General features: G+C 68.2%; 23 protein-coding genes. 10 read left to right on the top strand and 13 right to left on the bottom strand.

The features are described from left to right. Positions 1 to 173 precede the first annotated feature (173 nt). The 5 genes from ACWGID_RS33305 to ACWGID_RS33285 form a co-directional block, all read right to left on the bottom strand. Complete coding sequence (locus ACWGID_RS33305; protein ID WP_452203298.1) at positions 174 to 1,715, bottom strand: glycoside hydrolase family 13 protein; 1,542 nt, start codon at positions 1,713 to 1,715, stop codon at positions 174 to 176. An 8-nt stretch (positions 1,716 to 1,723) separates the two neighbouring features. Continuing rightward, the gene (locus ACWGID_RS33300; RefSeq protein ID WP_452203297.1) at positions 1,724 to 2,593 is read right to left on the bottom strand and encodes a carbohydrate ABC transporter permease; all 870 of its coding nucleotides are present in this window, start codon (positions 2,591 to 2,593) and stop codon (positions 1,724 to 1,726) included. After that, positions 2,590 to 3,375, bottom strand: a complete 786-nt coding sequence (locus ACWGID_RS33295) for a carbohydrate ABC transporter permease (RefSeq protein WP_452203296.1) — start codon at positions 3,373 to 3,375, stop codon at positions 2,590 to 2,592. The genes ACWGID_RS33300 and ACWGID_RS33295 overlap by 4 nt, the downstream gene beginning before the upstream one ends. Positions 3,376 to 3,584: 209 nt before the next feature. Then, positions 3,585 to 4,955 (bottom strand): ABC transporter substrate-binding protein, encoded by a 1,371-nt coding sequence (locus ACWGID_RS33290; RefSeq protein WP_452203295.1) that lies wholly within the window; start codon positions 4,953 to 4,955, stop codon positions 3,585 to 3,587. 173 nt (positions 4,956 to 5,128) lie between these two features. Beyond that, positions 5,129 to 6,121 carry a LacI family DNA-binding transcriptional regulator gene (locus tag ACWGID_RS33285; RefSeq protein WP_452203294.1) on the bottom strand — a complete coding sequence of 331 codons (993 nt, stop codon included), beginning with the start codon at positions 6,119 to 6,121 and terminating at the stop codon, positions 5,129 to 5,131. Between the two features lie 109 nt (positions 6,122 to 6,230). On the opposite strand from ACWGID_RS33285, the gene ACWGID_RS33280 reads away from it, so the two are divergent. Beyond that, the gene (locus tag ACWGID_RS33280) at positions 6,231 to 7,457 is read left to right on the top strand and encodes a DUF4032 domain-containing protein (RefSeq protein ID WP_452203293.1); all 1,227 of its coding nucleotides are present in this window, start codon (positions 6,231 to 6,233) and stop codon (positions 7,455 to 7,457) included. A 655-nt stretch (positions 7,458 to 8,112) separates the two neighbouring features. On the opposite strand, the gene ACWGID_RS33275 is transcribed toward ACWGID_RS33280, so the two are convergent. Together ACWGID_RS33275 and ACWGID_RS33270 are read right to left on the bottom strand one after the other, a co-directional pair. Beyond that, the gene (locus ACWGID_RS33275) at positions 8,113 to 8,514 is read right to left on the bottom strand and encodes a type II toxin-antitoxin system VapC family toxin (RefSeq protein WP_452203292.1); all 402 of its coding nucleotides are present in this window, start codon (positions 8,512 to 8,514) and stop codon (positions 8,113 to 8,115) included. Continuing rightward, positions 8,514 to 8,786, bottom strand: coding sequence for a type II toxin-antitoxin system Phd/YefM family antitoxin (locus ACWGID_RS33270; RefSeq protein WP_452203291.1), 273 nt, complete (start codon positions 8,784 to 8,786; stop codon positions 8,514 to 8,516). Before ACWGID_RS33270 ends, ACWGID_RS33275 begins: the two co-directional genes overlap by 1 nt. Positions 8,787 to 8,958: 172 nt before the next feature. Between ACWGID_RS33270 and dgoD the strand changes: the two genes are divergently transcribed. Next, positions 8,959 to 10,104, top strand: a complete 1,146-nt coding sequence (gene dgoD / locus ACWGID_RS33265; RefSeq protein WP_452203290.1) for a galactonate dehydratase — start codon at positions 8,959 to 8,961, stop codon at positions 10,102 to 10,104. A gap of 17 nt (positions 10,105 to 10,121) precedes the next feature. After that, entirely contained in the window at positions 10,122 to 11,342 is a 1,221-nt protein-coding gene (locus ACWGID_RS33260) for a glycoside hydrolase family 27 protein (protein WP_452203289.1), read from the top strand. Here ACWGID_RS33260 and ACWGID_RS33255 read toward each other — a convergent pair. The 3 genes from ACWGID_RS33255 to ACWGID_RS33245 are packed head-to-tail and all read right to left on the bottom strand — an operon-like array spanning position 11,326 to position 13,690. After that, the gene (locus tag ACWGID_RS33255) at positions 11,326 to 11,775 is read right to left on the bottom strand and encodes an NUDIX domain-containing protein (RefSeq protein WP_452203288.1); all 450 of its coding nucleotides are present in this window, start codon (positions 11,773 to 11,775) and stop codon (positions 11,326 to 11,328) included. The genes ACWGID_RS33260 and ACWGID_RS33255 overlap by 17 nt on opposite strands. Beyond that, positions 11,775 to 12,542 carry an SDR family NAD(P)-dependent oxidoreductase gene (locus tag ACWGID_RS33250; RefSeq protein ID WP_452203287.1) on the bottom strand — a complete coding sequence of 256 codons (768 nt, stop codon included), beginning with the start codon at positions 12,540 to 12,542 and terminating at the stop codon, positions 11,775 to 11,777. The genes ACWGID_RS33255 and ACWGID_RS33250 overlap by 1 nt, the downstream gene beginning before the upstream one ends. Beyond that, positions 12,539 to 13,690, bottom strand: coding sequence for an acyl-CoA dehydrogenase family protein (locus tag ACWGID_RS33245; RefSeq protein WP_452203286.1), 1,152 nt, complete (start codon positions 13,688 to 13,690; stop codon positions 12,539 to 12,541). Before ACWGID_RS33245 ends, ACWGID_RS33250 begins: the two co-directional genes overlap by 4 nt. 87 nt (positions 13,691 to 13,777) lie before the next feature. On the opposite strand from ACWGID_RS33245, the gene ACWGID_RS33240 reads away from it, so the two are divergent. The 3 genes from ACWGID_RS33240 to ACWGID_RS33230 all read left to right on the top strand — a co-directional run bounded on the left by ACWGID_RS33240 (position 13,778) and on the right by ACWGID_RS33230 (position 16,358). Then, the gene (locus ACWGID_RS33240; protein ID WP_452203285.1) at positions 13,778 to 14,362 is read left to right on the top strand and encodes a TetR/AcrR family transcriptional regulator; all 585 of its coding nucleotides are present in this window, start codon (positions 13,778 to 13,780) and stop codon (positions 14,360 to 14,362) included. 84 nt (positions 14,363 to 14,446) lie between these two features. Further along, positions 14,447 to 15,325: a S1 family peptidase gene (locus tag ACWGID_RS33235; protein ID WP_452203284.1), complete on the top strand. Its 879-nt coding sequence runs from the start codon at positions 14,447 to 14,449 to the stop codon at positions 15,323 to 15,325. Between the two features lie 148 nt (positions 15,326 to 15,473). Beyond that, positions 15,474 to 16,358, top strand: coding sequence for a S1 family peptidase (locus ACWGID_RS33230; protein ID WP_452203283.1), 885 nt, complete (start codon positions 15,474 to 15,476; stop codon positions 16,356 to 16,358). A 53-nt stretch (positions 16,359 to 16,411) separates the two neighbouring features. Here ACWGID_RS33230 and rlmB read toward each other — a convergent pair whose 3' ends face one another. Further along, positions 16,412 to 17,377 (bottom strand): 23S rRNA (guanosine(2251)-2'-O)-methyltransferase RlmB, encoded by a 966-nt coding sequence (rlmB, locus tag ACWGID_RS33225; RefSeq protein WP_452203282.1) that lies wholly within the window; start codon positions 17,375 to 17,377, stop codon positions 16,412 to 16,414. 1 nt (position 17,378) lies between these two features. Further along, complete coding sequence (gene cysS, locus ACWGID_RS33220; RefSeq protein ID WP_452203281.1) at positions 17,379 to 18,809, bottom strand: cysteine--tRNA ligase; 1,431 nt, start codon at positions 18,807 to 18,809, stop codon at positions 17,379 to 17,381. A 68-nt stretch (positions 18,810 to 18,877) separates the two neighbouring features. On the opposite strand from cysS, the gene ACWGID_RS33215 reads away from it, so the two are divergent. From ACWGID_RS33215 to ACWGID_RS33200, 4 genes are all read left to right on the top strand, one after another. Continuing rightward, positions 18,878 to 20,098: a neutral zinc metallopeptidase gene (locus ACWGID_RS33215; RefSeq protein ID WP_452203280.1), complete on the top strand. Its 1,221-nt coding sequence runs from the start codon at positions 18,878 to 18,880 to the stop codon at positions 20,096 to 20,098. Positions 20,099 to 20,199: 101 nt separating this feature from the next. Next, positions 20,200 to 21,027 carry a lysozyme gene (locus tag ACWGID_RS33210; RefSeq protein WP_452203279.1) on the top strand — a complete coding sequence of 276 codons (828 nt, stop codon included), beginning with the start codon at positions 20,200 to 20,202 and terminating at the stop codon, positions 21,025 to 21,027. A gap of 31 nt (positions 21,028 to 21,058) precedes the next feature. After that, complete coding sequence (locus tag ACWGID_RS33205; RefSeq protein ID WP_452203278.1) at positions 21,059 to 21,616, top strand: GNAT family N-acetyltransferase; 558 nt, start codon at positions 21,059 to 21,061, stop codon at positions 21,614 to 21,616. 60 nt (positions 21,617 to 21,676) lie between these two features. After that, on the top strand, positions 21,677 to 22,969 hold the full coding sequence (locus tag ACWGID_RS33200; RefSeq protein WP_452203277.1) for a peptidase C39 family protein: 1,293 nt from the start codon (positions 21,677 to 21,679) through the stop codon (positions 22,967 to 22,969). Between the two features lie 75 nt (positions 22,970 to 23,044). Here the strand turns inward: ACWGID_RS33200 and ACWGID_RS33195 are convergent, their stop codons facing one another. After that, positions 23,045 to 24,730, bottom strand: a complete 1,686-nt coding sequence (locus ACWGID_RS33195) for a DUF2207 domain-containing protein (protein ID WP_452203276.1) — start codon at positions 24,728 to 24,730, stop codon at positions 23,045 to 23,047. Positions 24,731 to 24,738: the final 8 nt, after the last annotated feature.

Here is a 24,738-nt window from a genome sequence, read left to right as displayed (position 1 = left end):
GCACCGTCCGATGCCGCGCAGCCGGTCAGGCCGAGGAGGGGGAGTGCGGCCCACACCCCGACCGCCGCCCCCCCCACCCGGATCACCCCCCCGCCCCCCCCCCCCTCCCCCCCCAGCCTCCCCTCCCCCCCAAAATTTCTGCCTCCCCCCGCCACCTCTGCTGCTGTTCGAGGTCAGCGGATCCAAGCGGTCGCATCGCTCGGAAGGCGGCCGTTGTCGAGGGGGATGCTGGTGAGGAGGACCTCCTCGTGGGGCGGGAGGTCGACTGGGGCGGCGCTCAGGTTGGTGATGCAGGTGAGGTTCTCGCGTTCGAAGACGAGGACGTCGGCGGGCGCGTCGCGCCAGGTGAGCGTGCCGTCGCCGAGGAGACCGCGGCGCAGGCGGAGGCCGGTGCGGTAGAGCGTGAGCATCGAGTTCTGGTCGTCGTGCTGGGACTCGACGGTGAGGTTCTTCCAGTCGCGCGGTTGCGGGAGCCACGGCGTACCGCTGCCGAAGCCGAACGGCGGCTCCTTGCCGGACCACGGTAGGGGCACTCGGCAACCATCTCGGCCGCGATCGGTACCTCCCGAGCGGGCGAAGATCGGGTCCTGCAGTACGTCGTCCGGCAGGTCCTCGACCTCGGGAAGGCCGAGTTCCTCACCCTGGTAGACGTACAGACCGCCCGGCAGCGCCATCGCGAGCAGCGCCGCGGCGCGGGCCCGGCGTTCGCCGAGCACCAGATCGGTCCGCATGCCGTGCTTCCGGTCCTGGTGCGAGAAGGACGTGTCCGGCCGGCCGTACTTCGTCACGGGGCGGGTCACGTCATGGTTCGACAGCACCCAGGTCGGCGGCGCGCCGATCGGGACGTGGGTCGACAGCGTGAGATCGATCGACGCCCGGAGCTCCGCGGCCTCCCAGGGGCGGGACAGGAAGTCGAAGTTGAACGCGGTCTGCATCTCGTCGGGCCGCAGGTAGAGCGCGAACCGTTCCTGGTCCGGCATCCACATCTCGCCGACGAAGAACCGGTCGTCGTACGCGTCCGAGACCTGCCGCCAGCCGCGGTACACCTCGTGCACCTCGTCGTGGTCGGTGTACGACTCCTCGACGCTGTCCAGGTCCTTGAACAGTACGGCGGCACTGTCGATCCGGATCCCGTCGACGCCACGGTCGAGCCAGAACCGGAGGATGTCGTGGAACTCCTCGACCACCTCGGGATTGCGCCAGTTGAAGTCCGGCTGCTCGGGAGCGAACAGGTGCAGGTACCACTCGCCGTCCGGGACCTGGGTCCACGCGGGACCGTTGAAGATCGACTGCCAGTCGTTGGGCGGACCGTCACCGCGGCCCGGGCGGAACAGGAACCGTGCGCGCTCGGGTGAGCCCGGGCCGGCCTGCAGCGCCTGGACGAACCAGTCCTGTTGGTCGGACCCATGATTCGGCACGATGTCGATGATCGTGCGGATGCCGAGTGCGTGCGCCTCCGCGATGTACGCCTCGGCCTCCGCGAGGGTGCCGAACGCCGGGTCGATCGCGCGGTAGTCCGCGACGTCGTACCCGCCGTCGGCCATCGGGGACGGGTACCACGGGTTCAGCCAGATCGCGTCGATGCCGAGATCCGCCAGGTACGGCAACTTCGCGCGCAACCCCGCGAGGTCGCCGACACCGTCGTCGTTGCCGTCGGCAAAACTCCGCAGATAGACCTGATAAATCGCAGCTCCCCGCCACCATTCGCCGGCCATCAATCTCCTTAACCTTTCAGACTTCCGGCGGTGAGGCCCGCCATGATGCTTCTCTGGAACACGAAGAACACGAGGATTGTGGGAAGGCTGGCGATCACCAGCGACGCGATCAGGACGTTCTGCGGCATCTGTGCGGACAGTGACGCGATGCCGACGCTGATCGACATCTTCTCGGTTTCCGGCAGCACCAGTAGCGGCCAGACGAAGTCCTTCCACACCGTCACCACCGACAGGATCGACACCACGCCGATGATCGGCCGGGACACCGGCAGCACGATCGACCAGAGGATTCGCAGCGGCGACGCGCCGTCGATCTCGGCGGCCTCCAGCAGCTCCTTCGGGATCGAGTCGAAGAATCGCTTCAGCAGGAACACGAAGAAGCCGTTCGCTGCCGCCGGCAACCAGATCGCCCACGGGGTGTTCAGCAGATCCAGATGGAAGATCGGCAGATCCTTCGCTACCAGGTACGTCGGCAGCAGCAGCACCATCGGCGGGATCATCAACGTCGCCAGCATCGCCCCGAGCACGAGCTTCCCGAACATCGGGCGCAGCTTCGACAGCGCGTACGCCGCGGTGACGTCGACCGCGAGCGTGAACAGCCACGCGCCACCGGCGTACAGGACCGTGTTCTTCAGGAAGACGCCGAGTTGGAGCTGATCCCACGCGTCCTTGTAGACGCTGACGTCGAAGTGCTTCGGGAAAAAGCTCGGCGGGATCTGCGCGAGCTCGTCGGGTGACTTCAGCGCGCCGGTCACCATCCAGTACAGCGGGAACACGAACGCGCCGGTGAAGCCGATCACCGTCACGGCCAGGATCGTCCAGTAGATGATCCGGCCGTGCGGGGTCCGGAGGGCGAGCGGGGACACGAGGGTCCTCATCGGGCGTCCTCCTCTCGCGAGACGCGTAGGTAGATGGTGGAGAAGACCAGCAGCACGATCATCAGCATCAGACCGAGCGCGGAGCCGCCGCCGAAGTCGCCGAAGTTGAACGCGTACTGGTACATCAGGTAGGCGACCGTGACGGTCGCGTTCTCGGGGCCGCCGCCGGTGAGCAGGTACGGCTCGATGAAGACCTGCATGGTCGCGACGACCTGCAGGAGCAGCATCACCAGCAGGATCAGCTTGGTCTGCGGGATCGTCACATGCCAGACCCTCCGGAACAGGCCTGCCCCGTCGAGCTCGGCCGACTCGTAGAGGTCGCCGGGGATGCTCTGCAGCGCTGCCAGGTAGATGAGGGTGCCGGTGCCGAGGTTCATCCAGGTCGACACGATCACCAGGCTGATCAGCGCCGTACTCGTGGAGTCGAGCCAGCTGAGCGGCGGGAGGTGGACCGCGTCGAGCGCCTGGTTGAAGAGGCCGGCTCCTGGGTCGTAGAACCACTTGAACAGGAGTACGGCGACTGCGGGCGGCAGCATCACCGGGAGGTACACGACGAAGCGCAGGTAGGCCTTCGCGTGCTTCAGTTCGTTGAGTACGACGGCGAGGACGAACGGGACGGCGTACCCGATCACCAGCGCGAGCCCGCTGAACGCCGCCGTGTTCAACCACGCCGCGCGGAACGCCGGGTCCGCGATCACCGTGCGGAAGTTGTCGAACCCGACCCACTGGCCCGGATCCACGAAGTTGTTCTGCTGAAAACTCAGCACCACCTCGCGAACCATCGGATACCAGGAGAACAAGGCGAAACAGACCAAAGCCCCACACAAGAACCCGTACGCCGTGAGATTTCGCCCCACGGCCCTTCGCAGCGCACCCGTGGTGTCGGGGGTGGGGTGTTCGTCAGAGCCAATCACCACCACCGACCGCCGCCCCGCACCCGCCGTCCCCGCGGAGCGGGGGCGGCGGGTGTTTGTTGTGGTGTCCTCGACCATCAGGTGTTCTTCGCGAGGATCTTGTTGGCCTTCGACTCGGCGTCGCTCAGGAGTTTGTTGATGTCGGCGTTCTGGCGGGTGAGGACCGCGGACATCGCGACGTCGAGGACGGCGTACAGCTCCTGTGCCTTCGGGGGCTCGAGCTTGTTGGTGATGTCGCCCTGCGCGCTGACGTACGGCGTGAAGTTGTCCACCGGAACCGTCGCGTACTGCTTCCGGAGCGCGTTGATCTCGTTGCCGGGGGCACTCGTCCCGTACAGGTCCGGGATCGGCAACCCGACCGGACGGCCCTGCTGCTTGGACCGCTCGTAGTTGAACTGTCCCTGCCCCGGTGTCAGCTCGTGGAACTCGAGCCACTGCAGACCGGCCTTGATCTTCTCCGGCGAAGCCTTCGGGTTGAACATGTACCCGTCACCACCACTCAGCGACGACTTCCCCTCGGACTCCGGTACGGCGGTCACGCCGTAGTCGTCGAACTTGCCCTTGAAGTCGTTGTTCACCGACTGCACGACGTCCGGCGCACCGATCATCATGCCGAGCTTGCCGCCACCCATCATGCGCATCAGGTCCTCCCACTGGAGCAGCTGCTTGCTGCCCATGGAGTTGTCCTCCCAGCGCATCTTCTGCAGGTTCTCCAGCACCGCCTTGCCCTCGTCGCTGTTGAACGCGGCGGTCTTCCCGTCGTCGCCGACCATCGACCCGCCCCGCGCGTACAGCTCCGCGGCGAAGTGCCAGCCGCCGGTGTTCCCGGCCGAGTACTCACCGAACCCGACGTACGCCGGGCCGAGCGCGGCGATCTTCTTCGCGGCCGCGCGGACCTCTTCCCAGGTCTTCGGCGGGTTCGCCGGGTCCAGACCGGCCTGGGTGAACAGCTTCCGGTTGTAGACCAGGCCCATGTTGTAGTTGTTCCGCGGCAGGCCGTAGGTCTTGTCGGCGTCCTTGAAGACGCTCATCACGTCCTTGCGCAGGTCGTTCAGCGGCTTCACGCTGCCGACGTACTGGCTGATGTCGGCGGCCTGCTTCTTCGCGATGATCTTCTGCACGTCGGTGTAGTAGACGTAGAAGACGTCCTCCTGCGTCCCGCCGGCGAGCTTCGCCTGGAACGTGTCCGGGTTGATGCAGGGGAAGGCGTCCTTGCCCTGGACCGTGATGTTCGGATGCAGCTTCTGGAACGCGGCGACGTCCGCCTCCCAGGCCTCGCGTTCCTTCGGGTTGCTCTTCGGCGGCTCGCAGCCGACCGTGATCGTCACCGGCCCGTCGGCCGAGCCCCCGGCGGACGACTTCTTCGCGTCGTCCGACCCACAGGACGCGGCCACCAGCCCGAGTCCCGCGACCAGCAGCAGGCTGAGCCCGCGGCGCGTTGTCCTCATTTCCACCCTCTCCCTCAGATCGTGGGGACACCGTAGGGAACTCGACGCATGGACGCAATACTTCAATTGGGGATTGCAAAAACGTGACTTTCTCTGGAGATTGGGCGCCAGAAGGCAGACGACAGCAGCCGCCGACCTGAGAGGTCAGCGGCTGCTGGGAGCTGCCCGGAGGCTTAGCTGCGAGCCCGCGCGGTGGAGGCGCGTACGACGAGTTCCGGCTCGAAAAGCAGCTCGTCGGCGGGGAGGACGGCGCGCTCGATCAGCGCGATCAGCATGTCGACGGCGGCCCGACCCATCGCGTCGATCGGCTGCCGCACGGTGGTCAGCGGCGGGTCGGTGCAGTTCATCATCGCGGAGTCGTCGTACCCGATCACCGAGACCTCGTCGGGGACGCTCAGACCGGCCCGGCGGACCGCGCGGATGGCGCCGAGGGCAAGGATGTCGCTGGCGCAGACGATGCCGGTGACGCCGCGGCCGACCAGCCGGGTGGCGGCCGCGTGCCCGCCCTCGAGGGAGAACATCGTGTGCTCGACGAGCTCCGGATCCGCCTCCTCCGCGGCCAGGTAGGCGTCCAGTTTGCGGCGCGAGGGGATGTGGTCGCGTGGGCCGAGCACCATCCCGATCCGGCGGTGACCGAGCGCCCGCAGGTGCCCGATCGCCATCTCCGCGGCGACGTGATCGTCCGACGAGACCTGCGGGAAGCCGAGGTGGTCGACCGCCGCGTTCACCAGCACGGTCGGCAGCTTCCGCTCCTGGATCAGTTCGTAGTGCTGGTGCGGCGCGTCCGCCTGGGCGTAGAAACCGCCGGCGAACACCACGCCGGACACCTGCTGCTGGAGCAGCAGGTCGACGTAATCGGCCTCGGACACGCCGCCGACCGTCCGGGTGCAGAGCAACGACGTGAACCCTTGCTGCGCGAGCGCGCCGCCGACCACCTCGGCGAACGCGGGAAAGATCGGGTTCTGCAACTCCGGCAGCACCAGGCCGACGAGTCGCGCGCGATCGCCTCGAAGCTGCGTGGGCCGCTCGTACCCGAGCACGTCGAGGGCGGTCAGGACGGCTTCCCGGGTCGCCTCGGACACGCCGGGCTTCCCGTTCAGGACGCGGCTCACGGTCGCTTCACTGACGCCGACCTTCTTGGCCACCTCTGCAAGTCGTCGTGTCATGACGCAAACCCTACGCCTTTCAACGCAAGAATTTGCAAGAGCTTGCGTACGCCGTTTCGCGGGGCGGATCGGCTCCCTGCGAGGTCAGCTTGCTGACAGACTGGTGTCCGTGCCCCGATTTGTCGCTACCCGCCCGGACACCGGTCTGCTGTCGCTTCCGTGGGACGTCCCGCTGGAGGACTGGCCCGAGGACCAGCTGGTCGCGCTGCCGCGCGGTATCTCGCGGCACGTGGTCCGCTTCGTCCGGGTCAACGGCAGCGTGTACGCGATCAAGGAGGTCCTCGAACATCTCGCGATGCACGAGTACCGCCTGCTCCGCGACCTCGAACGCCTGGAGGCCCCCTCGGTCGAACCGGTCGGTGTGATCACCGACCGGGTGGACCGCAACGGCGAGCCGATCGACTCGATCCTGATCACCCGGCATCTGCAGTTCTCCCTGCCGTACCGCGCACTGTTCTCCAGCACGCTGCGGCCGGACACGGTGAACCGGCTGATCGACGCGCTCGTCGCGCTGATCGTCCGGCTGCACCTGCTCGGCTTCTTCTGGGGCGACTGTTCACTGTCCAACACCTTGTTCCGGCGCGATGCGGGCGCGTTCGCGGCGTACCTGGTGGATGCCGAGACCGGTGAGCTGCACCAGGACATCTCCGACGGCCAGCGGGCGCACGACCTCTACGCCGCGGAGATCAACCTGTTCGGCGAACTGCTCGACCTGCAGGAGGGCGGTCTGCTCGACGAGTCGATCGACCCGCAGGAGACCGTCGAGTCGATCCAGAAGCGGTACGAGGCGCTGTGGGCCGAGCTGACCGCGCCGGAGGAGTTCGCCAACGACGAGATGCACCGGCTGGACTCGCGGATCCGGCGCCTGAACGAGCTCGGCTTCGACGTCGCCGAGATCGACATCATCACCGACTGGGACGGCAGCCAGGTCCGGATCCAGCCGAAGGTCGTCGACGCCGGCCACCACTCGCGGCGGCTGCTGCGGCTCACCGGCCTGGACGTCGAGGAGAACCAGGCGCGCCGGTTGCTGAACGACCTGGACTCGTTCGCCGCCGCCACCGACCAGCAGAACGAGGACGAGGAGATCGTCGCCCACCAGTGGCTGACCGACGTCTTCGAGCCCGTCGTCCGGTCCGTCCCCCGGAACCTGCGCCGCAAGCTCGAGCCCGCCGAGGTCTTCCACGAGGTCCTCGAGCACCGCTGGTTCCTCTCCGAACAGGCCGGCCACGAGGTCGACACCATGGAAGCGGCCCGCTCGTACGTGAACGACGTACTCTCCGCAAAACCCGACGAGAAGCTCGCCCTCCCGACCCCCGGCGTCCCCGAGCCCGACTGACCCTTGCAACGTTCGGGGCCGCACCGGCGTGAACAGGGTGGGAGGCGCCGGATGCAGACACCCGACTTCGACGAGTGGGTCACCCAACGGGGCGCCGTCGGTCGCGCCGAGTCGAGGATGGTACGGCGGAGCGCGTCGTCCCAGGTCCGCACGCTCAGATTCACGCCGCCGATGAGTCGCGTCTCCTCGGTCCAGCCACCGTCGTACCGTTTGATTCCTGGCGCTTGGACATCGTCGAACGGACACCGACTACTACGGCTGCAGCTTCCGGCAACCGGCCGCTGGACCGGACCGCGAGCCAACGGCGCAGGTCACCGCGGCCTCGATCTGCGAGTACTGGAACGGCACGCTGATCGCCGGCTCGAGCGTCCCGTCGGACCAGGTTGCCGAACTGGCCGGCGAACTTCTCAGTCCACCCGAGCCACACTCAGGCCCAGGCCCGCGGCCAGCCGGCTGCCAGGACCCGGCACCTCGTGAGTACGTCGTCCACCTCCGCACCGCCAAACAGTCGTGGCCCGTCCACGTCTCTTACACCACCTGCTCCGTTCACTACCGCCCGCCGGGCCTCAACCTCATCCAGACCGGCCCGCATCACCAAACCCAAGGCGCCGACCTCTTCGACGCCGTCAAACCCATCCCGTCGCTGCCCCGCTGATCAGGACGCTCCCGGACTGGCCGCAGGCAGACCTATCGCCTTGGCAGCGGCCAGGAGCCGGCGGTCGTAGGTGACGAACGCGGTCAGATCGTCGCCGATGACCACCTCCGCTGTTGCCAGATGAATAGCGTCGAGCGCGCGGATCAAGGGATCGTCGTATCCGGCGGCGGTCGAACGCACTGTCGAGTCGACGTCACAGATGCCGATCCGCGACAACACGACGGGTGCGCTGGTCACCAAGGCAGGCTCGTTCCGTCGAAGCGCTCGTGGCAGCTCCACCTCTGCAAGCGCGGATGAGACCAGCAGTCGATCCTCCTGCGCATCGAGCCAGTCCGCGAGCTCGTTCGATGCCACCTCCAGCCGGACAAGCTTCACCAGCGCCGCCGTGTCCAGGTAGATCATCAGTACCGTTCCTCGTCCCGCATCCGCTCGAGGAGCTCCCCGGCCTCGTTGTCCGTGCGCAGCTCACCCTTCGGCCGGGGTATCGGGTTTGTGTACAACGCCGGCCTGAAGCTGCCTGACGCGATCAGGCGCGCCAACGGCGACGGCTTCGCCGGGACGAGGCGGGCGACGACCACGCCGCGTTCGGTGATGTCGATCTCTTCGCCCTGTTTGACCCGGGCCAGCACCCGGGCCGTTTCCTGGTTCAACGTCCGAATCGGAACTTCAGCCATGACTCCAAAATAGTACATATTTGTCTGACACCGCCTCTGTGTTGATTGTCGGCAGAGAAGGTACGGGTGTTCCGGCCGCGCGAAGGCGTTGTCCACAAGGCAGTTCTGCTCACCTCGACCCCGTTGCGCTGAGTAGGGTTACACGCGTAGACCGCCAACCGAATGAGGCTTTGTGAAGATCGTTGGGTACGAGACGTTCCTGGTTGCGCCGCGGTGGCAGTTCCTGCGGATCGACACCGACGAGGGGATCAGCGGGTGGGGTGAGCCGATCGTCGAGGGACGTGCTGAGGCCGTGCAGGGCGCCGTCGCGGCCCTGATGGAGTACCTGGTCGGCGCGGATCCGCTGCGGATCGAGGAGCACTGGCAGGTGATGGCGAAGGGTGGCTTCTACCGCGGCGGTCCGGTGCTGTCGAGTGCGGTGGCCGGGATCGACCAGGCGCTGTGGGACATCAAGGGGCGGTACCACGAGGTTCCGGTGCACGAGTTGCTCGGCGGCCCGGTGCGTGAGCGGGCCCGGATGTACACCTGGGTGCACGGACGCGACAACGCGGAGCTCGTCGACCAGGCTCAGGCCAAGGTGGCGAAGGGGTTCACCGCCCTCAAGCTCAACCTGTCCGAGGCGCTGCCGCCGATCCCGTCGGCCGCTCAGCTGCGGGCGGCGGTGAGCCGGGTCGAGGCGCTGCGCTCCGCCCTCGGTGATGGCATCGACATCGCCCTCGATCTGCACGGCCGGTTCAGTACGGCGGCCACTCGCCAGATCCTGCCGCTGCTCGAGCCGCTGCTGCCGATGTTCATCGAGGAGCCCGTACTCCCCGAGTTCTCCCGCGACCTGCGGCGGATCACCGAGTCGACCAGCATCCCGATCGCCACCGGTGAACGGCTCTTCTCCCGCTGGGACTTCCGCGACGTCCTGACCACGGGCATCGCCGTCGCGCAGCCCGACATCTCCCACGCCGGCGGCATCTCCGAGGTACGGCGGATCGCCGCGATGGCCGAGACGTACGACGTCAGCGTCGCCCCGCACTGCCCGCTCGGACCGATCACGCTGGCCGCGAGTCTGCAGATCGACTTCGCCATCCCGAACTTCCTGATTCAGGAACAAAGCCTCGGCATCGAGTACGGCGGCGGCAACGCCCTGCTCGACTACTTGGTCGACCCGGAGGTGTTCGCCTTCACCGACGGGCACGTGCAGCGCCCGACCGGACCCGGGCTGGGGATCGAGGTCAATGAGGACGTGGTCCGCGCGGCCGCAGCGGACCCGCACCGCTGGCGCTCCCCCGTCTTCCGCCACGACGACGGCTCGTTCGCGGAATGGTGAGCGCGCAGACCCCGCCGATGGGGTGGAACAGCTGGGACTGCTTCGGTACGACGGTCGCCGAGGCCGAAGTACTCGCGAACGCGCAGGTCATGCACGACCAGTTGCTCGGCGCCGGCTGGGACACGATCGTCGTGGACATCGCGTGGTACGACCCGACCGCCCGCTCGCACGGGTACGACGACAACGCGCCGGTGGTGCTCGACGACTACGGGCGGCAGCTGCCCGCGCCCAACCGGTTCCCGTCGGCCGTCGACGGTGCGGGGTTCGGGCCGTTGGCCGCCAAGGTGCACGAGCTAGGGCTGAAGTTCGGGCTGCACATCATGCGCGGCATCCCGCGGCGGGCGGTCGAGCTCGACCTGCCGATCCACGGCACGTCGTGGACGGCGAGCGAGGTCGCGGACCGGGAGCACGTCTGCACGTGGAACCCGGACAACTTCGGGCTGAACCACGACCACCCCGGCGCGCAGGCGTACTACGACGCGCAGGTCGCGCAGTTCGCCGCGTGGGGGGTGGATTTCGTGAAGGCGGACGACATGCTGGCGCCGTACCACGAGCGTGAGATCGCGGCGTACGCGCGGGCGATCGAGCGGAGCGGGCGGGACATCGTGCTGTCGCTGTCGCCCGGCACGCAGTTGTCGACGCATCACGTCGACCATCTGCGGGCCAACGCGCGGATGTGGCGGATCTCCGACGACCTGTGGGACCGGTGGGAGGACGTGCACGCGCAGTTCGCCCGGCTGGCGCGGTGGGCGCCGTTCCAGCAGGCCGGCGCCTGGGCGGACGCGGACATGCTCCCGCTCGGCCACATCGGCATCCGCGCCGAACGCGGCGACGACCGCCCGAGTCGACTCACTGTCGACGAGCAGAAGACGTTGCTCACGCTGTGGGTGATGGGTCGCTCGCCGCTGATGATGGGTGGCGATCTCCCCACCTCGTCCCCGGAAACCCTTGCCCTGTTGGCGAATCCAGCGCTCGCCGAGCTCCTGACGATGTCCTTCGACGGCCGTGAGGTGATCCGCGAGCCGCTCGACGACGGCGAGCTGATCGTGTGGACCGCGAGAGGACAGGACTGCTCGTACGCCGCGATCTTCTGGACCGGGTCGACACCACGCGAGGTGTCCGTTCCGCTGGAATCCCTTGCAGCGCAGGGTTCCGCGCAGAACCTGTGGGGTGACCCCATCGATGGGGACGTGCCGGCGCACGGTGTGCGGTGGCTGAAGTTCAGTCCAGCGCCCTGACGAGCCAGCGGGAAATCGGGGCATCGCCCAGGTCGTCGAGGCTGCTGATCCAGCGGGCCTCGGCGATCTCCGGCGAGCGGCGGAGCTCGTCACCGGCGACGGTCGCGGTGAGCGTCGTCAACGTGTCGTGCTTGCCCTCGAACGTCGTGACGGTGGTGTCGAGCACGGTGAAGTCATCCGCCGGTACGACGATCCCGAGCTCCTCGTGGATCTCCCGCGCAGCCGCTTCGGCGGGGGTCTCGCGGTCGGGCTTGTAGCCGCCACCGGGTAAGCCCCAGCGGCGGGTGTCGGCGTACGAGTGGCGGACGACCAGGAAGCGGCCGTCCGCCTGCCGCAGCAGGGCCTTGACGCCGAACGTGGTCGGCCTGCGGATCCGCCACCACAGCTGAACGAACGGCGAACCCGCACGCAGCAGAACGGCGGGAACCCGCATCAGCGTGGCGGCATCCGGAGGGCGCCGTCGAGGCGGATGACCTCGCCGTTCAGGAGCTGGTTGTCCAGGACGTGCCGGACGAGGGCGGCGTACTCCGACGGCTTGCCGAGCCGGGACGGGTGCGGGACCTGCTGCTCGAGCACCGTCCGGGTCTCCTCCGGCAGACCGGCCAGCATCGGCGTCTCCATCGTGCCCGGCGCGATCGTCACGACGCGGATGCCCTTGTCGGCCAGGTCGCGCGCGGCGGTCAGCGTGAGGGCGACGATCCCGCCCTTGCTGGACGCGTACGCCGCCTGCCCGATCTGACCGTCGTACGCCGCGATCGACGCGGTCATCAGCACGACGCCACGATCACCGTCCGCGGTGGGCTCCGCGGCGATCATCCGCTCGGCGGCGAGCCGGAGCACGTTGAAGGTCCCGATCAGATTGACCTCGATCACCTGCCGGAACGTTGCCAGCGGCAACGGGCCCTTACGACCGACGACCCGGCCCGGGGTCGCGACGCCGGCGCAGTTCACCACCACCCGCAGCGTGCCGAGCTCCGCCGCGGCATCCAGCGCAGCAGTCACCGCGGCCTCGTCCGTGACGTCGCCCGGCGCGAACACCACCCGGTCGCCCAGCTCGTCGGCGACCGCCTTGCCCGGTGACGAGGGCAGGTCCACGATCACGACCGCGAGCCCGTCCGCGGCAAGCCGCCGTACCGTCGCCTCTCCGAGCCCGGAACCACCACCGGTCACCAGGGCGACATCGGACGGGCTGAGGATCATGAAGCGCTCCTGAGTAGGTCGCGGCTGATGACGAGCCGCTGGATCTGGTTCGTTCCTTCGAAGATCTGGGTCACCTTGGCCTCGCGCATGTACCGCTCGGCCGGGAACTCCCGGGTGTAACCGTACCCACCGAGCACCTGGACCGCGTCGGTGGTGACCTTCATCGCCGCGTCCGTGCAGACCAGCTTCGCGATTGCCGCCTCGCGGGTGAACGTCCGGCCGAGATCCCGCCGCCGGGCCGCATGCAGGTACGTCGCCCGCCCGGACTCGACCGCGGCGGACATGTCGGCAAGCAGGAACTGCATACCCTGGAAGTCCGCGATCGCGTGCCCGAACTGCTGCCGCTCCTTCGCGTACGCCGTCGCGAGGTCGAGCGCCGCCTGCGCCAGGCCGGTCGCACACGCGGCGATCCCGAGCCGGCCGGAGTCGAGCGCGGACAGCGCGATCCGCATGCCGTCCCCCTCGGCGCCGATCAGGTTCGCGGCCGGGACCCGGACGTCGTCGTAGTTCACCAGTGTGGTCGTCGAACCGGTCAGGCCCATCTTCCGCTCCGGCGCCCCGAAGCTCAGCCCGGCCACCCCGGCCGGCACATGGAACGCGGTGATGCCGTGCTTGCGGTCGTCCGAAGTCCGGGCGAAGGTCGTGTAGAAGTCGGCGTGCGAGCCGTGGCTGATCCACGCCTTCGTCCCGTTCAGGACGTAATCGTCGCCGTCCCGGACGGCCTTCGTGGTCATCGAGCTGATGTCGGACCCGGCCTGCGGCTCGGACAGCGCGTAGGCGCCCAGCCACTCCCCGCCGACCATCTCCGGCAGCAGCCGCGCCTTCTGCTCGTCGCTACCGAACGTGGCCAGGCCGTAGCTGGTCATCGTGTGCACCGAGAGCCCGACCCCGACCGACATCCAGGCGGACGCGATCTCCTCGAGCATCTGCAGGTACACCTCGTACGGCTGCTCGGCGCCGCCGTACTGCTCCGGGTAGGGCAGGCCGAGCAGGCCGGCCTTCCCGAGGGTGCGGAACGCGTCCCGGGGAAAGGTCTCGCTCTCCTCGGCGCGCGCGGCGTGCGGAGCGAGCTCGTGCTCGCACAGGTCACGGACCAGGGCGAGCAGATCAACGGATTCTTCAGTGGGCAGGAGTCGGTCGACAGCCATCTGGAACCCCCCTCTCGCAACTGCCCAAAATGATACTCGGAACGATACTGAAGCACATAGCTGAGTATCGTTCTATGCTGTCTCGATATGACAACAGTCGTTCCGGGGCGGCGGACCCGCCGGCAGTCCGAGCTGCTCGACCGACTCCTCTCGCTGTTCCTCGAGCAGGGCTTCAGCCGGTTCACCCTGGATGACCTGGCCGCCGAGCTGCGCTGCAGCAAGACGACGCTGTACGCACTGGCGCCGAGCAAGGAACAGCTCGCCGTCGAGGTGGTCAAGCACTACTTCAAGAATGCCACCGCGCAGGTGGAATCCGCGGTCGGCCGGCAGACCCGGCACGACCGCCGGATCGCGGCGTACCTGGGTGCGGTCGCGGACGCGCTGCGGCCGGCCAGCCGGACCTTCCTCGACGACGTGGCCACGTTCGCGCCGGCCCGGTCGGTGTACGAGCGGAACACCCGGATCGCGGCCGAGCGGGTCCGGCAGCTGATCGAGGACGGCATCAACCACAAGACGTTCCGGCAGGTCGACATCGCGTTCGCGGCCGAGATGATCGCGCACACCATGCAGGCCATCCAGCGCGGCGACATCGCCCGCCGGACCGGGCTGAACGACGCCGAGGCGTACCGCGAACTGGCGTCGTTCGTGCTGCACTCCCTACGCCTCGACTGAACCGCACGGCCAATTAGGGTGGGTGCCCGTCCTCTTGCTGCCACACAGCGCATCAGAGCCGTACGCCCCGGAAGGCTGATGACCATGAAATCTCTCCGCAGAACCGCGGCCCTGGTGGCGGCCGCCGGTCTCGCACTGGCCGCCGCCGTACCGGCCAGTGCGGATCCGGTGAAGCCGCCCCGGCTGTCCGCCCGAGCGATCACCGAGACACTGAACGACCAGATCCACACCGCCGGTACGGCGTGGATGACCAAGCCGGACGGCACCGTCGTGGTGTCGTACGACCCGACCGTCACCGGTACGAAGCTGACCAAGCTGACCGGTCTGACGAAGCAGCTCGGCTCGAACGTGAAGCTGGAGAAGCTGCCCGGCAAGCTGCAGAAATACATCAGCGGCGGAATGGCGACGTACGGCGGCGACTACAAGTGCTCGGTCGGCTTCAACGTGCAGCGGCGCGGTAAGTACTACTTCCTGACCGCCGGTCACTGCGGCGTCGACGCGGCCCGCTGGTACCAGGACCCGAACCACCGGGTCTACACCGGCGCGGTGCACCACGCGAGCTACCCGTGGAACGACTACTCGCTGGTCGTCTACCGCACCGACATCAAGATGAAGCCGCCGGGCGGCAGCGTCTACCTCTACAACGGGCGCTCGCAGGACATCACCGTCGCGAGGAACCCGGGTATCGGCCAGTTGGTGTACCGCTCCGGCGCCACCAGCGGTCTGCACAGCGGTCGGGTGACGGGTCTGAACGCGGTCGTGAACTACGGCGACGGCCGCGTGGCGGGCCTGATCCGGACCAGCGTGTGCGCGGAGCCGGGCGACTCGGGTGGTCCGCTGTTCTACCGGCAGTACGCCTTCGGACTGACCTCTGGTGGTTCCGGCGACTGCACGTCGGGCGGCGTGACCTACTTCCAGCCGGTCGTGGAGGCACTGAACGCGTACGGGGTCTACATCTACTAAGGGTTCTCGCGACGGAGGTTTCCCCTACTCTCCGACACTCTCCGAGTTTGCCTGAATACTCAGGGAGAAGAGTGGGTAGGACTGCTCACGGTTGAAGTCAAGGACGTCCCGCCCCGTTGGCGTCCTGATTCGTGAGGAGGCTGAAACCGTGAACCTGTCATCTTTCCGCCGTACCACTGCTGTCCTGGCCGCGGCCGGGCTTGCCACCGCCGGACTTCTGGCGACGCAGGCCTCGGCCGCACCGGTCAACCCGTCCACCCTGTCCGCGACCGCGATCACGTCCACGCTCAGCAAGGACGCGACGATCCCCGGTACGGCGTGGCAGACCAATCCCGACGGCCGGATCATCGTCTCGTACGACGACACCGTCAGCGGCACCAAGCTGTCGAAGCTGACCGGCGTCACCAAGCAGTTCGGTGACCGGGTCACGCTGGAGAAGATCTCCGGCAAGCTGACGAAGTACATCGCCGGCGGCGACGCCATCTACGGCGGGCAGTACCGCTGCTCGCTGGGCTTCAACGTGCGCAGCGGCAGCACCTACTACTTCCTGACCGCCGGTCACTGCGGCAACATCGCCTCCAGCTGGTACTCCAACTCCAGCAAGACCACGCTGCTCGGGACGACCTACGGGTCGAGCTTCCCCGGGAACGACTACGCGATCGTGAAGTACAGCACGTCGTACACGAACCACCCCGGCACGGTGGACCTGTACAACGGCAGCACGCAGGACATCACGTCCGCCGGCAACGCGACTGTTGGTCAGGCGGTCAAGCGCAGCGGTAGCACCACCGGTGTGCACAGCGGCTCGGTCACCGCGACGAACGCCACGGTGAACTACGCCGAAGGCACCGTCACCGGCCTGATCCGCACCAACGTCTGCGCCGAGGGCGGCGACTCCGGCGGCGCGCTGTTCGCCGGTTCGGTCGCGCTCGGACTGACCTCCGGCGGCTCCGGCAACTGCAGCTCCGGCGGCACCACCTACTTCCAGCCCGTCACCGAAGCGCTCTCCCGCTACGGCGTGAGCGTCTACTGATCCAGACATGACTGTGGGGCCGGGGAAGCTCTCCCCGGCCCCACACTCGTCTTCTAGCCCCGGCGGCGCGAGATCTCGTACAGCGTCACGCCGGCGGCGATGCCGGCGTTCAGGGACTCGGTGGCGCTGGTCATCGGGATGGAGACGATCAGGTCGCAGTTCTCCCGGACCAGGCGGGCCAGGCCCTTACCCTCGGAGCCGATCACCAAGACGATCGGCTCGGTCGCGGCCTCGAAATCGGGCAGCTCGACGGCGCCGTTCATGTCCAGGCCGATCACCAGCAGCCCGGCGTCCTTGTAGGACTTCAGCGCGCGGTTCAGGTTGCCTGCCCGAGCGACCGGGATCCGGGCCGCGGCACCGGCCGAGGTCTTCCACGCCGACGCCGACATCGACGCCGTACGACGCTCCGGGACAACCACTCCGTGCGCGCCGAAGGCGGCCGCGGAGCGGGTGATCGCACCGAGGTTGCGCGGGTCCGTGACGCCGTCCAGCGCCACGATCAACGGCACCTCGCCCGCGTCGTGCGCCCGGTCCAGCAGGTCGTCCGGGTGCGCGTACTCGTACGGCGGGATCTGCAGCGCGACGCCCTGGTGCGAACCGCCGGCGGTGACCCGGTCGAGCTCCGTCCGCGGCACCTCGAGCACCGAGACACCGGTCTCGACGGCGACGAGCAGGGCTTCGCGCAGCCGGGCGTCCCGCTCGGTGCCCTCGGCAACGTGCAGGGCCGCGGCCGGTACGCCGGCGCGCAGCGCCTCGACCACCGGGTTGCGCCCGTAGACCCACTCGACCGTCGCGTCGCCGTCCCTGCGCCCCGCCGGGCGCCGGCCGCGCTGCTCCCGCTCCTTGGCGCGTTCGGCCGCCTTGGCCCGTTTGTGCGCCGGGTGCTTGACCCGGTCGACCGCCTTCGGCGTCGGGCCCTTGCCCTCCAGTCCGCGGCGGACCCGCCCACCGGATCCGGCCGTCGGGTTGCCCTTCGGCTTCTTCCGGATGGCTCCCTTGCGCTGGCTGCTGCCTGGCACGTCAGTTTCCTTCGTCAGTTGTTGTGGCGAGGGACCAGCGTGGTCCCTGGGGGGTGTCCTCGACGACGACGCCGAGCGCCTTCAGCCGGTCGCGGACGGCGTCCGCGGCGGCGTAGTCCTTGCGTTCCCGAGCGGCCTGCCGCTGCTCCAGCAGCGCCTTCACCAGCCCGTCGACCACCTCGGTCAGCTCGTCGCTGCCGCCGGCCCGCGACACCCACGGCTCGGTCAGCGGGTCCAGGCCCAGCACGCCGAGCATGCCACGCACCGAGGCGAGCACCTCCCGCAGGTCCGCGGAGTCGCCGTCGGCGACCAGCTTGTTCCCGTCCCGGACGGTGTTGTGCAGAACGGCGACCGCGGCCGGCGTCCCGAGGTCGTCGTTCATCGCGGTGACGAAGTCCGACGGCAGCTCCGCCGCCGGCTCGACCCCACCGGTCACCTCGGTGGCCCTGTCCACGAACCCTTCGAGCCGCTGGAAGCTCTTCGCGGCCTCGTCGAGCGCCTCGAAGGAGAACTCGACCACCGAGCGGTAGTGCGACTGCACCAGGTAGTACCGCAGCTCGATCGGACGGACCCGCTCGACGACGTTCCGGACGACGGCGCTGTTGCCCATCGACTTCGACATCTTCTCGCCGGCCGTGGTGACCAGCGCGTTGTGCATCCAGAACCGGGCGAACTTCTGCCCGACCGCGGTCGACTGGGCCAGCTCGTTCTCGTGGTGCGGGAACCGCAGGTCCAGACCGCCGCCGTGGATGTCGAACTCGTCGCCGAGGTACTTGCCCGCCATCGCCGAGCACTCCAGGTGCCAGCCCGGGCGGCCGCGGCCCCACGGGGTCGGCCACGAGGCGGTCCGCGGGGTGCCCTCGACGTACCCCTTCCAGAGGGCGAAGTCGCGGGGGTCGCGCTTGCCGCGCGGGTCCGCGTCCTCGGCGGCCTCCATGTCGTCGATCTTCTGGTGCGAGAGGGCGCCGTACTCCGGCCAGGAGCGGACGTCGAAGTAGACGTCACCCGAGCCGTCCGGAGCGACGTACGCATGGCCGCGCTCGATCAGCTGCTCGATCATCTCGAGCATCTCCGGGATGTGCCCGGTGGCCCGCGGCTCGTACGTCGGCGGGCGGCAGCCGAGCACGTCGTACGCCCAGTGCAGTTCGCGCTCGAACTCGTAGGCGTGGGCCCACCACGGGACGCCGCGCTCGGCGGACTTGGCGAGGATCTTGTCCTCGATGTCGGTCACGTTCGCGATCACGGTGACCTCGTAGCCGGAGCGCTCCAGCCAGCGGCGCAGGACGTCGAAGACCACTTCCTTGTAGATGTGCCCGACATGCGGGGCACCCTGCACCGTCAGCCCACAGTGGTAGATCCCGACCTTGCCCGGATGGACCGGTTCGAAATCCCTCACTACTGCTGTCGCGGTGTCGTACAAGCGAAGTGTCACCGACCAAGGGTACCGGGAAGTGACACGCCCTCTTGACAAGATGTCGGGCACCAGGCAAAGGAGGACTCTTGTCGTACCAGGGACCGTACGGGCCGCCCCCCGGGCAGCAGCAAGGACCACCTCCTCAGGGACCGCCGCCGCAGGGACCGCCGCCGCAGGGACCGCCGCCGCAGTACGGACCGCCACCCGGTGGACAGCAGCAGTACTGGGGTCCGCCGCCGCGCCCTCCGCAGGGCCCGGGTTTCGGGTTCGGTTCGAACGGCTTCCCACCGCCCAGGAAGAAGAGCAAGGCCCCGTACATCGTGATTCCGATCGCGCTGCTGGGCCTGGCCGTCGTCGGGCTCCTGACCGTCAGCACGATCCTCAAGCACAACCGCGACGACCAGTACACGCAACCCGAGCCGACGTACACGACCTCCGCGGCGCCGACCCCCGGGACGTCGACGACAGCGCCGACGGTACCGACAGTGCCCGCAACGCGGACGACACAGCCGAAGCCGGTCCCCACTCGGACCACCACCCAGCCGAAGCCGACCCAGACCACGGCACCGCAGCCGTCGGACAACACCATCGTCACGAAGAACCGGATCTACAAGACCGGCGTGATGAAGACGGTGAACTGCCGCGAGCCGGCCTCCCGGCCGACCAGCCTCCCCAACGCCCGCAAGTACTACGCCGGCGTGCTCACCTGCCTGCTGCGCGCCTGGCCACGCCAGGTGACCGCGGCCGGCGGCCGGTTCACGGCGCCGACGCTCCTCGTGTTCACCGGGTACGCCGAGAGTCCGTGCGGGGGTGGTGGCGGTGGCGGAATCTCGTTCTACTGCTCGACGAACCGCACGATCTACATGGACGCCGGTACCGACGTCCAGTTCTGGCGGCAGAACAGCAACGTCTCGTACCAGAACCACTGGAAGCGGATGACGATGGCGGACACCGTCGCCCACGAATTCGGCCACCACGTCCAGTACATGACCGGCATCCTGACCGCCCAGCTGAACCTGCAGTACGAGTCGTCGCAGACCAAGGCGCTGGAGATCAGTCGCCGCAAAGAGCTCCAGGCAAGCTGTTTCGGCAACGTCTTCCTCGGCGCGAACAAGTCCAGCTTCCGGATCACCGGCGACATGAAGTACCAGCTGGACTACCTGCATTCCCACCAGGGTGACGAGTACGGCACGCAGCCGGACCACGGCAGCCGCGAAGTCCTTCCGCTGTGGACCACGCCCGCATTCAAGAGCCGGAGTCCGGCGTCCTGCAACACGTTCATCGCGGCGGCCAGACTGGTTCGGTAATTGTTCACCTGCATCACAGACGAAATGGTTGATTCTTTCCCGGGCCGGGTAAGAATCAACTCCGAGCGCTCTGTCCGCCCCTCATCGCTCTGGAGGAAACCGTGAAGTCCGCCCTTTTCACGGGTGCCGCCGTCACCCTTGGCCTGCTCCTGGCCTCGGTCGGCTCCGCCCAAGCAAGCACCCCGCACCAGCCCACCACCCAGGCCCGGCAGCACGGCATCGACCGCGCCGGCGACGCCTACATGGGCTGGACGCAGAACAAGACCACGGCAGCAACTGCCGCGGCAACGCCGGCCGTGATGGCGCCGGCGGCAACTGTTGAAGGTATCGACGTGTCGAGTCACCAGGGCAACGTCAACTGGGCCGCGCAGTGGAGCGCGGGCAAGCGGTTCGCCTACACGAAGGCGACCGAGGGCAACTACTACACGAACCCGTACTTCGCTCAGCAGTACAACGGTTCCTACAACGTCGGCATGATCCGCGGCGCCTACCACTTCGCCACCCCGAACGACTCCAGCGGCGCCAACCAGGCGACGTACTTCCTGGCGCACGGCGGCGGCTGGTCCAAGGACGGCAAGACGCTGCCGGGTGCGCTCGACATCGAGTACAACCCGTACGGCGCGACCTGCTACGGGCTGAGCGCGTCGGCGATGGTCAGCTGGATCCGCGACTTCGCCAACACCTACAAGGCTCGCACCGGCCGCGACGTACCGATCTACACCAACCTGGACTGGTGGACGCGCTGCACCGGTAACAGCACCGCCTTCAACTCCACGAACCCGCTGTGGGTCGCGAAGTACGCCTCCTCGCCGGGCACGCTGCCGGGCGGCTGGCCGTTCCACACCATCTGGCAGTACAGCTCGTCGCCGATCGACCAGGACCGATTCAACGGCGACATGTCGCGGCTGCAGGCCCTCGCCAACGGCTAAACCTGTTGCGGCGGTCGCATAGTCTCGATCGGTGAGCTATTCGCTGCCGATCGAGACCGACCGCCTGACCCTGCGCCGCTACGTCGAGACCGATTTCGACGACCTGCTGAAACTGCAGTCGAACCCCGATGTCACCCGCTTCCTGCTGTACGACGTCCGTACGCCGGAGCAGGTGCAGGAGGCGCTCGCCGGCCGGATGGCCGACGTGCCGATGGACCGCGACGGTCAAGCGCTCACCGCCGCGGTCATCGTCCGGGACACCGGTCAGCACGTCGGTGAGGTCGTGCTGTTCATGAACAACGTCGAGCAGCGCACCGGCGAGATCGGGTACGTGTTCCACCCGGAGTTCCACGGTCGCGGGTTCGCCCGGGAGGCGGCGGTCGAGTTGCTGCGGCTCGGGTTCGAGGAGCTCGGGATGCACCGGATCATCGCCCGGCTGGACTACCGCAACGACGGCTCGGTGAACCTGCTGAAGCGCCTCGGCCTGCGCCAGGAGGCGCATTTCGTGCGGAACGAGTACCTCAAGGGCGAGTGGACCGACGAACTGGTCTTCGCGATGCTCGCCGACGAATGGAAACAGCGCTCGTAAGTTTTTACCGCGCCACGCCGCCCCAGTGACAGGGACTGTCGCGGCCATTACCGTCGAACTATGACCTCCGCCCGATCCGTCACCGCGCTCGTTGTCGGCGCGGTCGTGCTCAGTGCCGGCGCGTTGCCGAGCGAAGCTGTCAAGGTCGCGCCCGCGCGCGAGATCGCCTACCGCACCTGGACTTCGAGCGCCGACTTCCTGGCCGGCGAGGGGTCCGGGACGACCGTCACGGACGGCGCCCTCACGTTCGGTACGTCGACCGGCACCACGTCGTACGTCGATCCGTTCGGCGACGGCACCGCGAAGACCTACGACCAGACCAGCTGGGTCTCGCCACACGTCAGCACCGGCTTCGGCCTCACCGAACTGGTCGCGTCCTGGAACGCGAGCACGCCACCGGGCACCTGGGTCGAGGTCTCGATGGCCGGTACTACGAACCTCGGCACGGCCACCAAGTGGTACGTGCTCGGCCGCTGGTCCGGTGGCGACGACACCACGGCCGGCGACATCCACCGCACCTCGGTGCCGAGCCAGGGTGATGCGAACGGATCCGTTGCCGTCGACACCTTCCGGGCCGCGACCGGTCAGTGGCTGGACCGCTGGCAGCTCAAGGTCACGCTGTACCGGCTCAGCGGTACGACGCAGTCACCCGTGGTCCGGTCAGTCGGGGCGATGGCCTCCCGGTTGCCGTCCGACAAGAAGGTTGCCGCGAGCCCCCTTGGTGGCGCGGAGGGGACCGTGCTCGACGTACCGACGTACTCGCAGGAGACGCATATCGGGCACTACCCGCAGTGGGACGGTGGTGGGGAGGCCTGGTGCTCGGCGACGTCGACCGCGATGGTGCTGGACTACTACGGTGCCGGACCGACACGGGCCGAGAGCGGCTGGGTCGACCCGTCCGACGCCGACCCACAGGTGGACCACTCCGCCCGTTCGGTCTTCGACTACTCCTACGACGGAGCGGGGAACTGGCCGTTCAACACGGCGTACGCCGGTTCGCGGGGAGTGGACGCTTTCGTCACCCGGCTGCGGTCGCTGACCGAGGCGGAGCAGTTCATCAAGGCGGGGATCCCGTTGATCGCCTCGCTGTCGTTCAAGAAGGGCGACCTGCCCGGTGCGGGGTACGGGACCAACGGGCACCTGATGGTGATCGTCGGGTTCGACCAGGACGGCAATGTGGTCGTCAACGACCCGGCGTCGCATCTGATCGCGAGTGACGAGCAGGTGCGCACGACGTACGACCGGACCGCGTTCGAGAACGCCTGGGTACCGCACTCGGGCGGACTGGTCTACGTGCTGCACCCGGAGGGCATGCCACTGCCGGCACCGTCCGACCCGCAGCACAACTGGTAACAACCCCCAGGAACGACAGAGCCCGCCACGCCGGGGCGGCGTGGCGGGCTCTGTCATGTCAGACCCTCGAACGGCTCAGCGGGCGAACAGCGCACCCGTCAGGTTCGTGGTGAGGTTGCGGAGCGAGTCCGGCAGGTACTGCAGGTGCCAGCCGGACGGACCGCGGTACCAGGGGAAGCCCTCGTCCGCCTCGTCCGGCGTGGTGTCGGTGGCGACCAGTGCGTCGATCCAGCGCTCCGAGCCGCCGAGTACGACGGCGTACGGCAGGGCGCGCGAGCAGAGCTCCGCGTGCTGGTCGGTCGGCAGCTCGCTGACGTCCATTTCCAGCAGCTCACCGCGGATGGCGGCGACCTGACCGAGGACGCGACCAGCGGCCGGCGCCTTGGCCGGCATGTATCGGCCGACGACCAGCAGGCCGACACCGACCAGGGTGATCGCGATACCGAGCAGACCCCAGGTCGACAGCAGTGCCAGCAGGACGGTGGCGACGACACCGATCGCGGTGGTGGCGATACCGATCGTTGCCCAGAGCGACCGAGTGCGGTCCGGGCGCTCGCTGAACCAGCCGCGCTTGACCACACCGTCGTACAGGGCGTCCTGGACCTGCTCGAGGTTCTCGCGGACCTGCTTGCCGAGCTCGGAGACCAGCACCGAGTCGGCGTCACCGAAGATCGCCCGGATCAGGACGTTCTCGTAGCGCTGCAGCTCCTCCGACCGGGCGTTCGAGACCCGGCGCAGCTCCCAGTCCGGGCGCGCGTACTCGGTGGTGCGCTCCAGCTCGACGATCGTGATGTGACCGCGGACGGCCAGGTCGATGATCGTCGCGGTCACGTCGACCGGGTCGATGCGCTCGTCGATCAGCGTGCCCACCTCGCCGGGCCGCAGGTCGGACGGCGGGGTGAAGTCGATCCGCGCGTCGGTCCCGAGGCTGAACAGCGACGCCGGTACGACGCGCCGCGGGTCGACCTGGTCACGGCCGCGCATCCGGTAGAGCACGAGCAGCGCGATCGCACCGAGCAGCAGCACCGCCAGCGCGGTGATCAGCTGCGCCGCGTCGGTGGAGAAGGCGCGCGCGAAGGTGTGGCGGTACTCGACGATCGAGTTCGCGGCGATCTGGCCGGCCGGGAAGCCGACCGCCATCTTCACCGTGTTCCCCGGCGGCAGGTTGGTCTGCTGGAACGTCGGTCCGGACGTCTCACCGATCTGCGCCAGCGTGCAGGGGATGTTGCTGTCCATCGGGCCCGCGACACAGGAGACGTGCGACACCTCGGGGGCGCTGAAGACCACGTTCGCGCTCTGGATCGGCAGGTTGATGCCGGTCAGCGGCGCGAACCGGACCTCGGTGCCGTCCAGGGTCTTCGCCACCGCGCCCTTCACGGTGTACGTGAAGTCGAGCTCCGTCGTACCGGTGGTGACGTCCGGCACTCCGATCGACGTCACATCGCCGTCGGTCTTCAGCTCGGCCTTCTTGTCCTGGCCGCCGGCCTTGACCTGCAAGTCGCCGATCTCCTGGACGTGGTCGATGTCGTCGGGCAGGTGGTCCCGCGTGACGACGAACCGGGTGAAGGTCCCGGACACGTTGCTGAGCTTCCAGGTCTCCGACACCCGGAGCAGGCCGTCACGCTCGACCCGGACCTGACTGTCGTAGTTGGTGACCACCGGGTCGGCGGCAGCGCTGGTAGCGACTGCGCCGGCGGGGACAGCGGACAGGCCGAGCAGGCCGAGGGCACACAGGGATAGCCCGAGGAGACGTAGACGCATCGCCCAAT

It is taken from the genome of Kribbella sp. NPDC054772, assembly GCF_053611945.1.
The sequence above is the reverse complement of the archived record's forward strand: the minus strand, read 5'-3'. Positions and strand labels throughout refer to the sequence as shown.

What these genes read in the sequence shown, in the direction of transcription:
- ACWGID_RS33235 (WP_452203284.1), top strand. Translation starts at nt 14,447, where the DNA reads ATGAAATCTCTCCGCAGAACCGCGGCCCTGGTGGCGGCCGCCGGTCTC.
- ACWGID_RS33290 (WP_452203295.1), bottom strand. Translation starts at nt 4,955, where the DNA reads ATGAGGACAACGCGCCGCGGGCTCAGCCTGCTGCTGGTCGCGGGACTC.
- ACWGID_RS33275 (WP_452203292.1), bottom strand. Translation starts at nt 8,514, where the DNA reads ATGATCTACCTGGACACGGCGGCGCTGGTGAAGCTTGTCCGGCTGGAG.
- ACWGID_RS33305 (WP_452203298.1), bottom strand. Translation starts at nt 1,715, where the DNA reads ATGGCCGGCGAATGGTGGCGGGGAGCTGCGATTTATCAGGTCTATCTG.
- ACWGID_RS33255 (WP_452203288.1), bottom strand. Translation starts at nt 11,775, where the DNA reads ATGCGGGTTCCCGCCGTTCTGCTGCGTGCGGGTTCGCCGTTCGTTCAG.
- ACWGID_RS33240 (WP_452203285.1), top strand. Translation starts at nt 13,778, where the DNA reads ATGACAACAGTCGTTCCGGGGCGGCGGACCCGCCGGCAGTCCGAGCTG.
- ACWGID_RS33200 (WP_452203277.1), top strand. Translation starts at nt 21,677, where the DNA reads ATGACCTCCGCCCGATCCGTCACCGCGCTCGTTGTCGGCGCGGTCGTG.
- ACWGID_RS33260 (WP_452203289.1), top strand. Translation starts at nt 10,122, where the DNA reads ATGGGGTGGAACAGCTGGGACTGCTTCGGTACGACGGTCGCCGAGGCC.
- ACWGID_RS33300 (WP_452203297.1), bottom strand. Translation starts at nt 2,593, where the DNA reads ATGAGGACCCTCGTGTCCCCGCTCGCCCTCCGGACCCCGCACGGCCGG.
- ACWGID_RS33285 (WP_452203294.1), bottom strand. Translation starts at nt 6,121, where the DNA reads ATGACACGACGACTTGCAGAGGTGGCCAAGAAGGTCGGCGTCAGTGAA.
- ACWGID_RS33195 (WP_452203276.1), bottom strand. Translation starts at nt 24,730, where the DNA reads ATGCGTCTACGTCTCCTCGGGCTATCCCTGTGTGCCCTCGGCCTGCTC.
- ACWGID_RS33245 (WP_452203286.1), bottom strand. Translation starts at nt 13,690, where the DNA reads ATGGCTGTCGACCGACTCCTGCCCACTGAAGAATCCGTTGATCTGCTC.
- ACWGID_RS33250 (WP_452203287.1), bottom strand. Translation starts at nt 12,542, where the DNA reads ATGATCCTCAGCCCGTCCGATGTCGCCCTGGTGACCGGTGGTGGTTCC.
- ACWGID_RS33270 (WP_452203291.1), bottom strand. Translation starts at nt 8,786, where the DNA reads ATGGCTGAAGTTCCGATTCGGACGTTGAACCAGGAAACGGCCCGGGTG.
- ACWGID_RS33295 (WP_452203296.1), bottom strand. Translation starts at nt 3,375, where the DNA reads ATGGTTCGCGAGGTGGTGCTGAGTTTTCAGCAGAACAACTTCGTGGAT.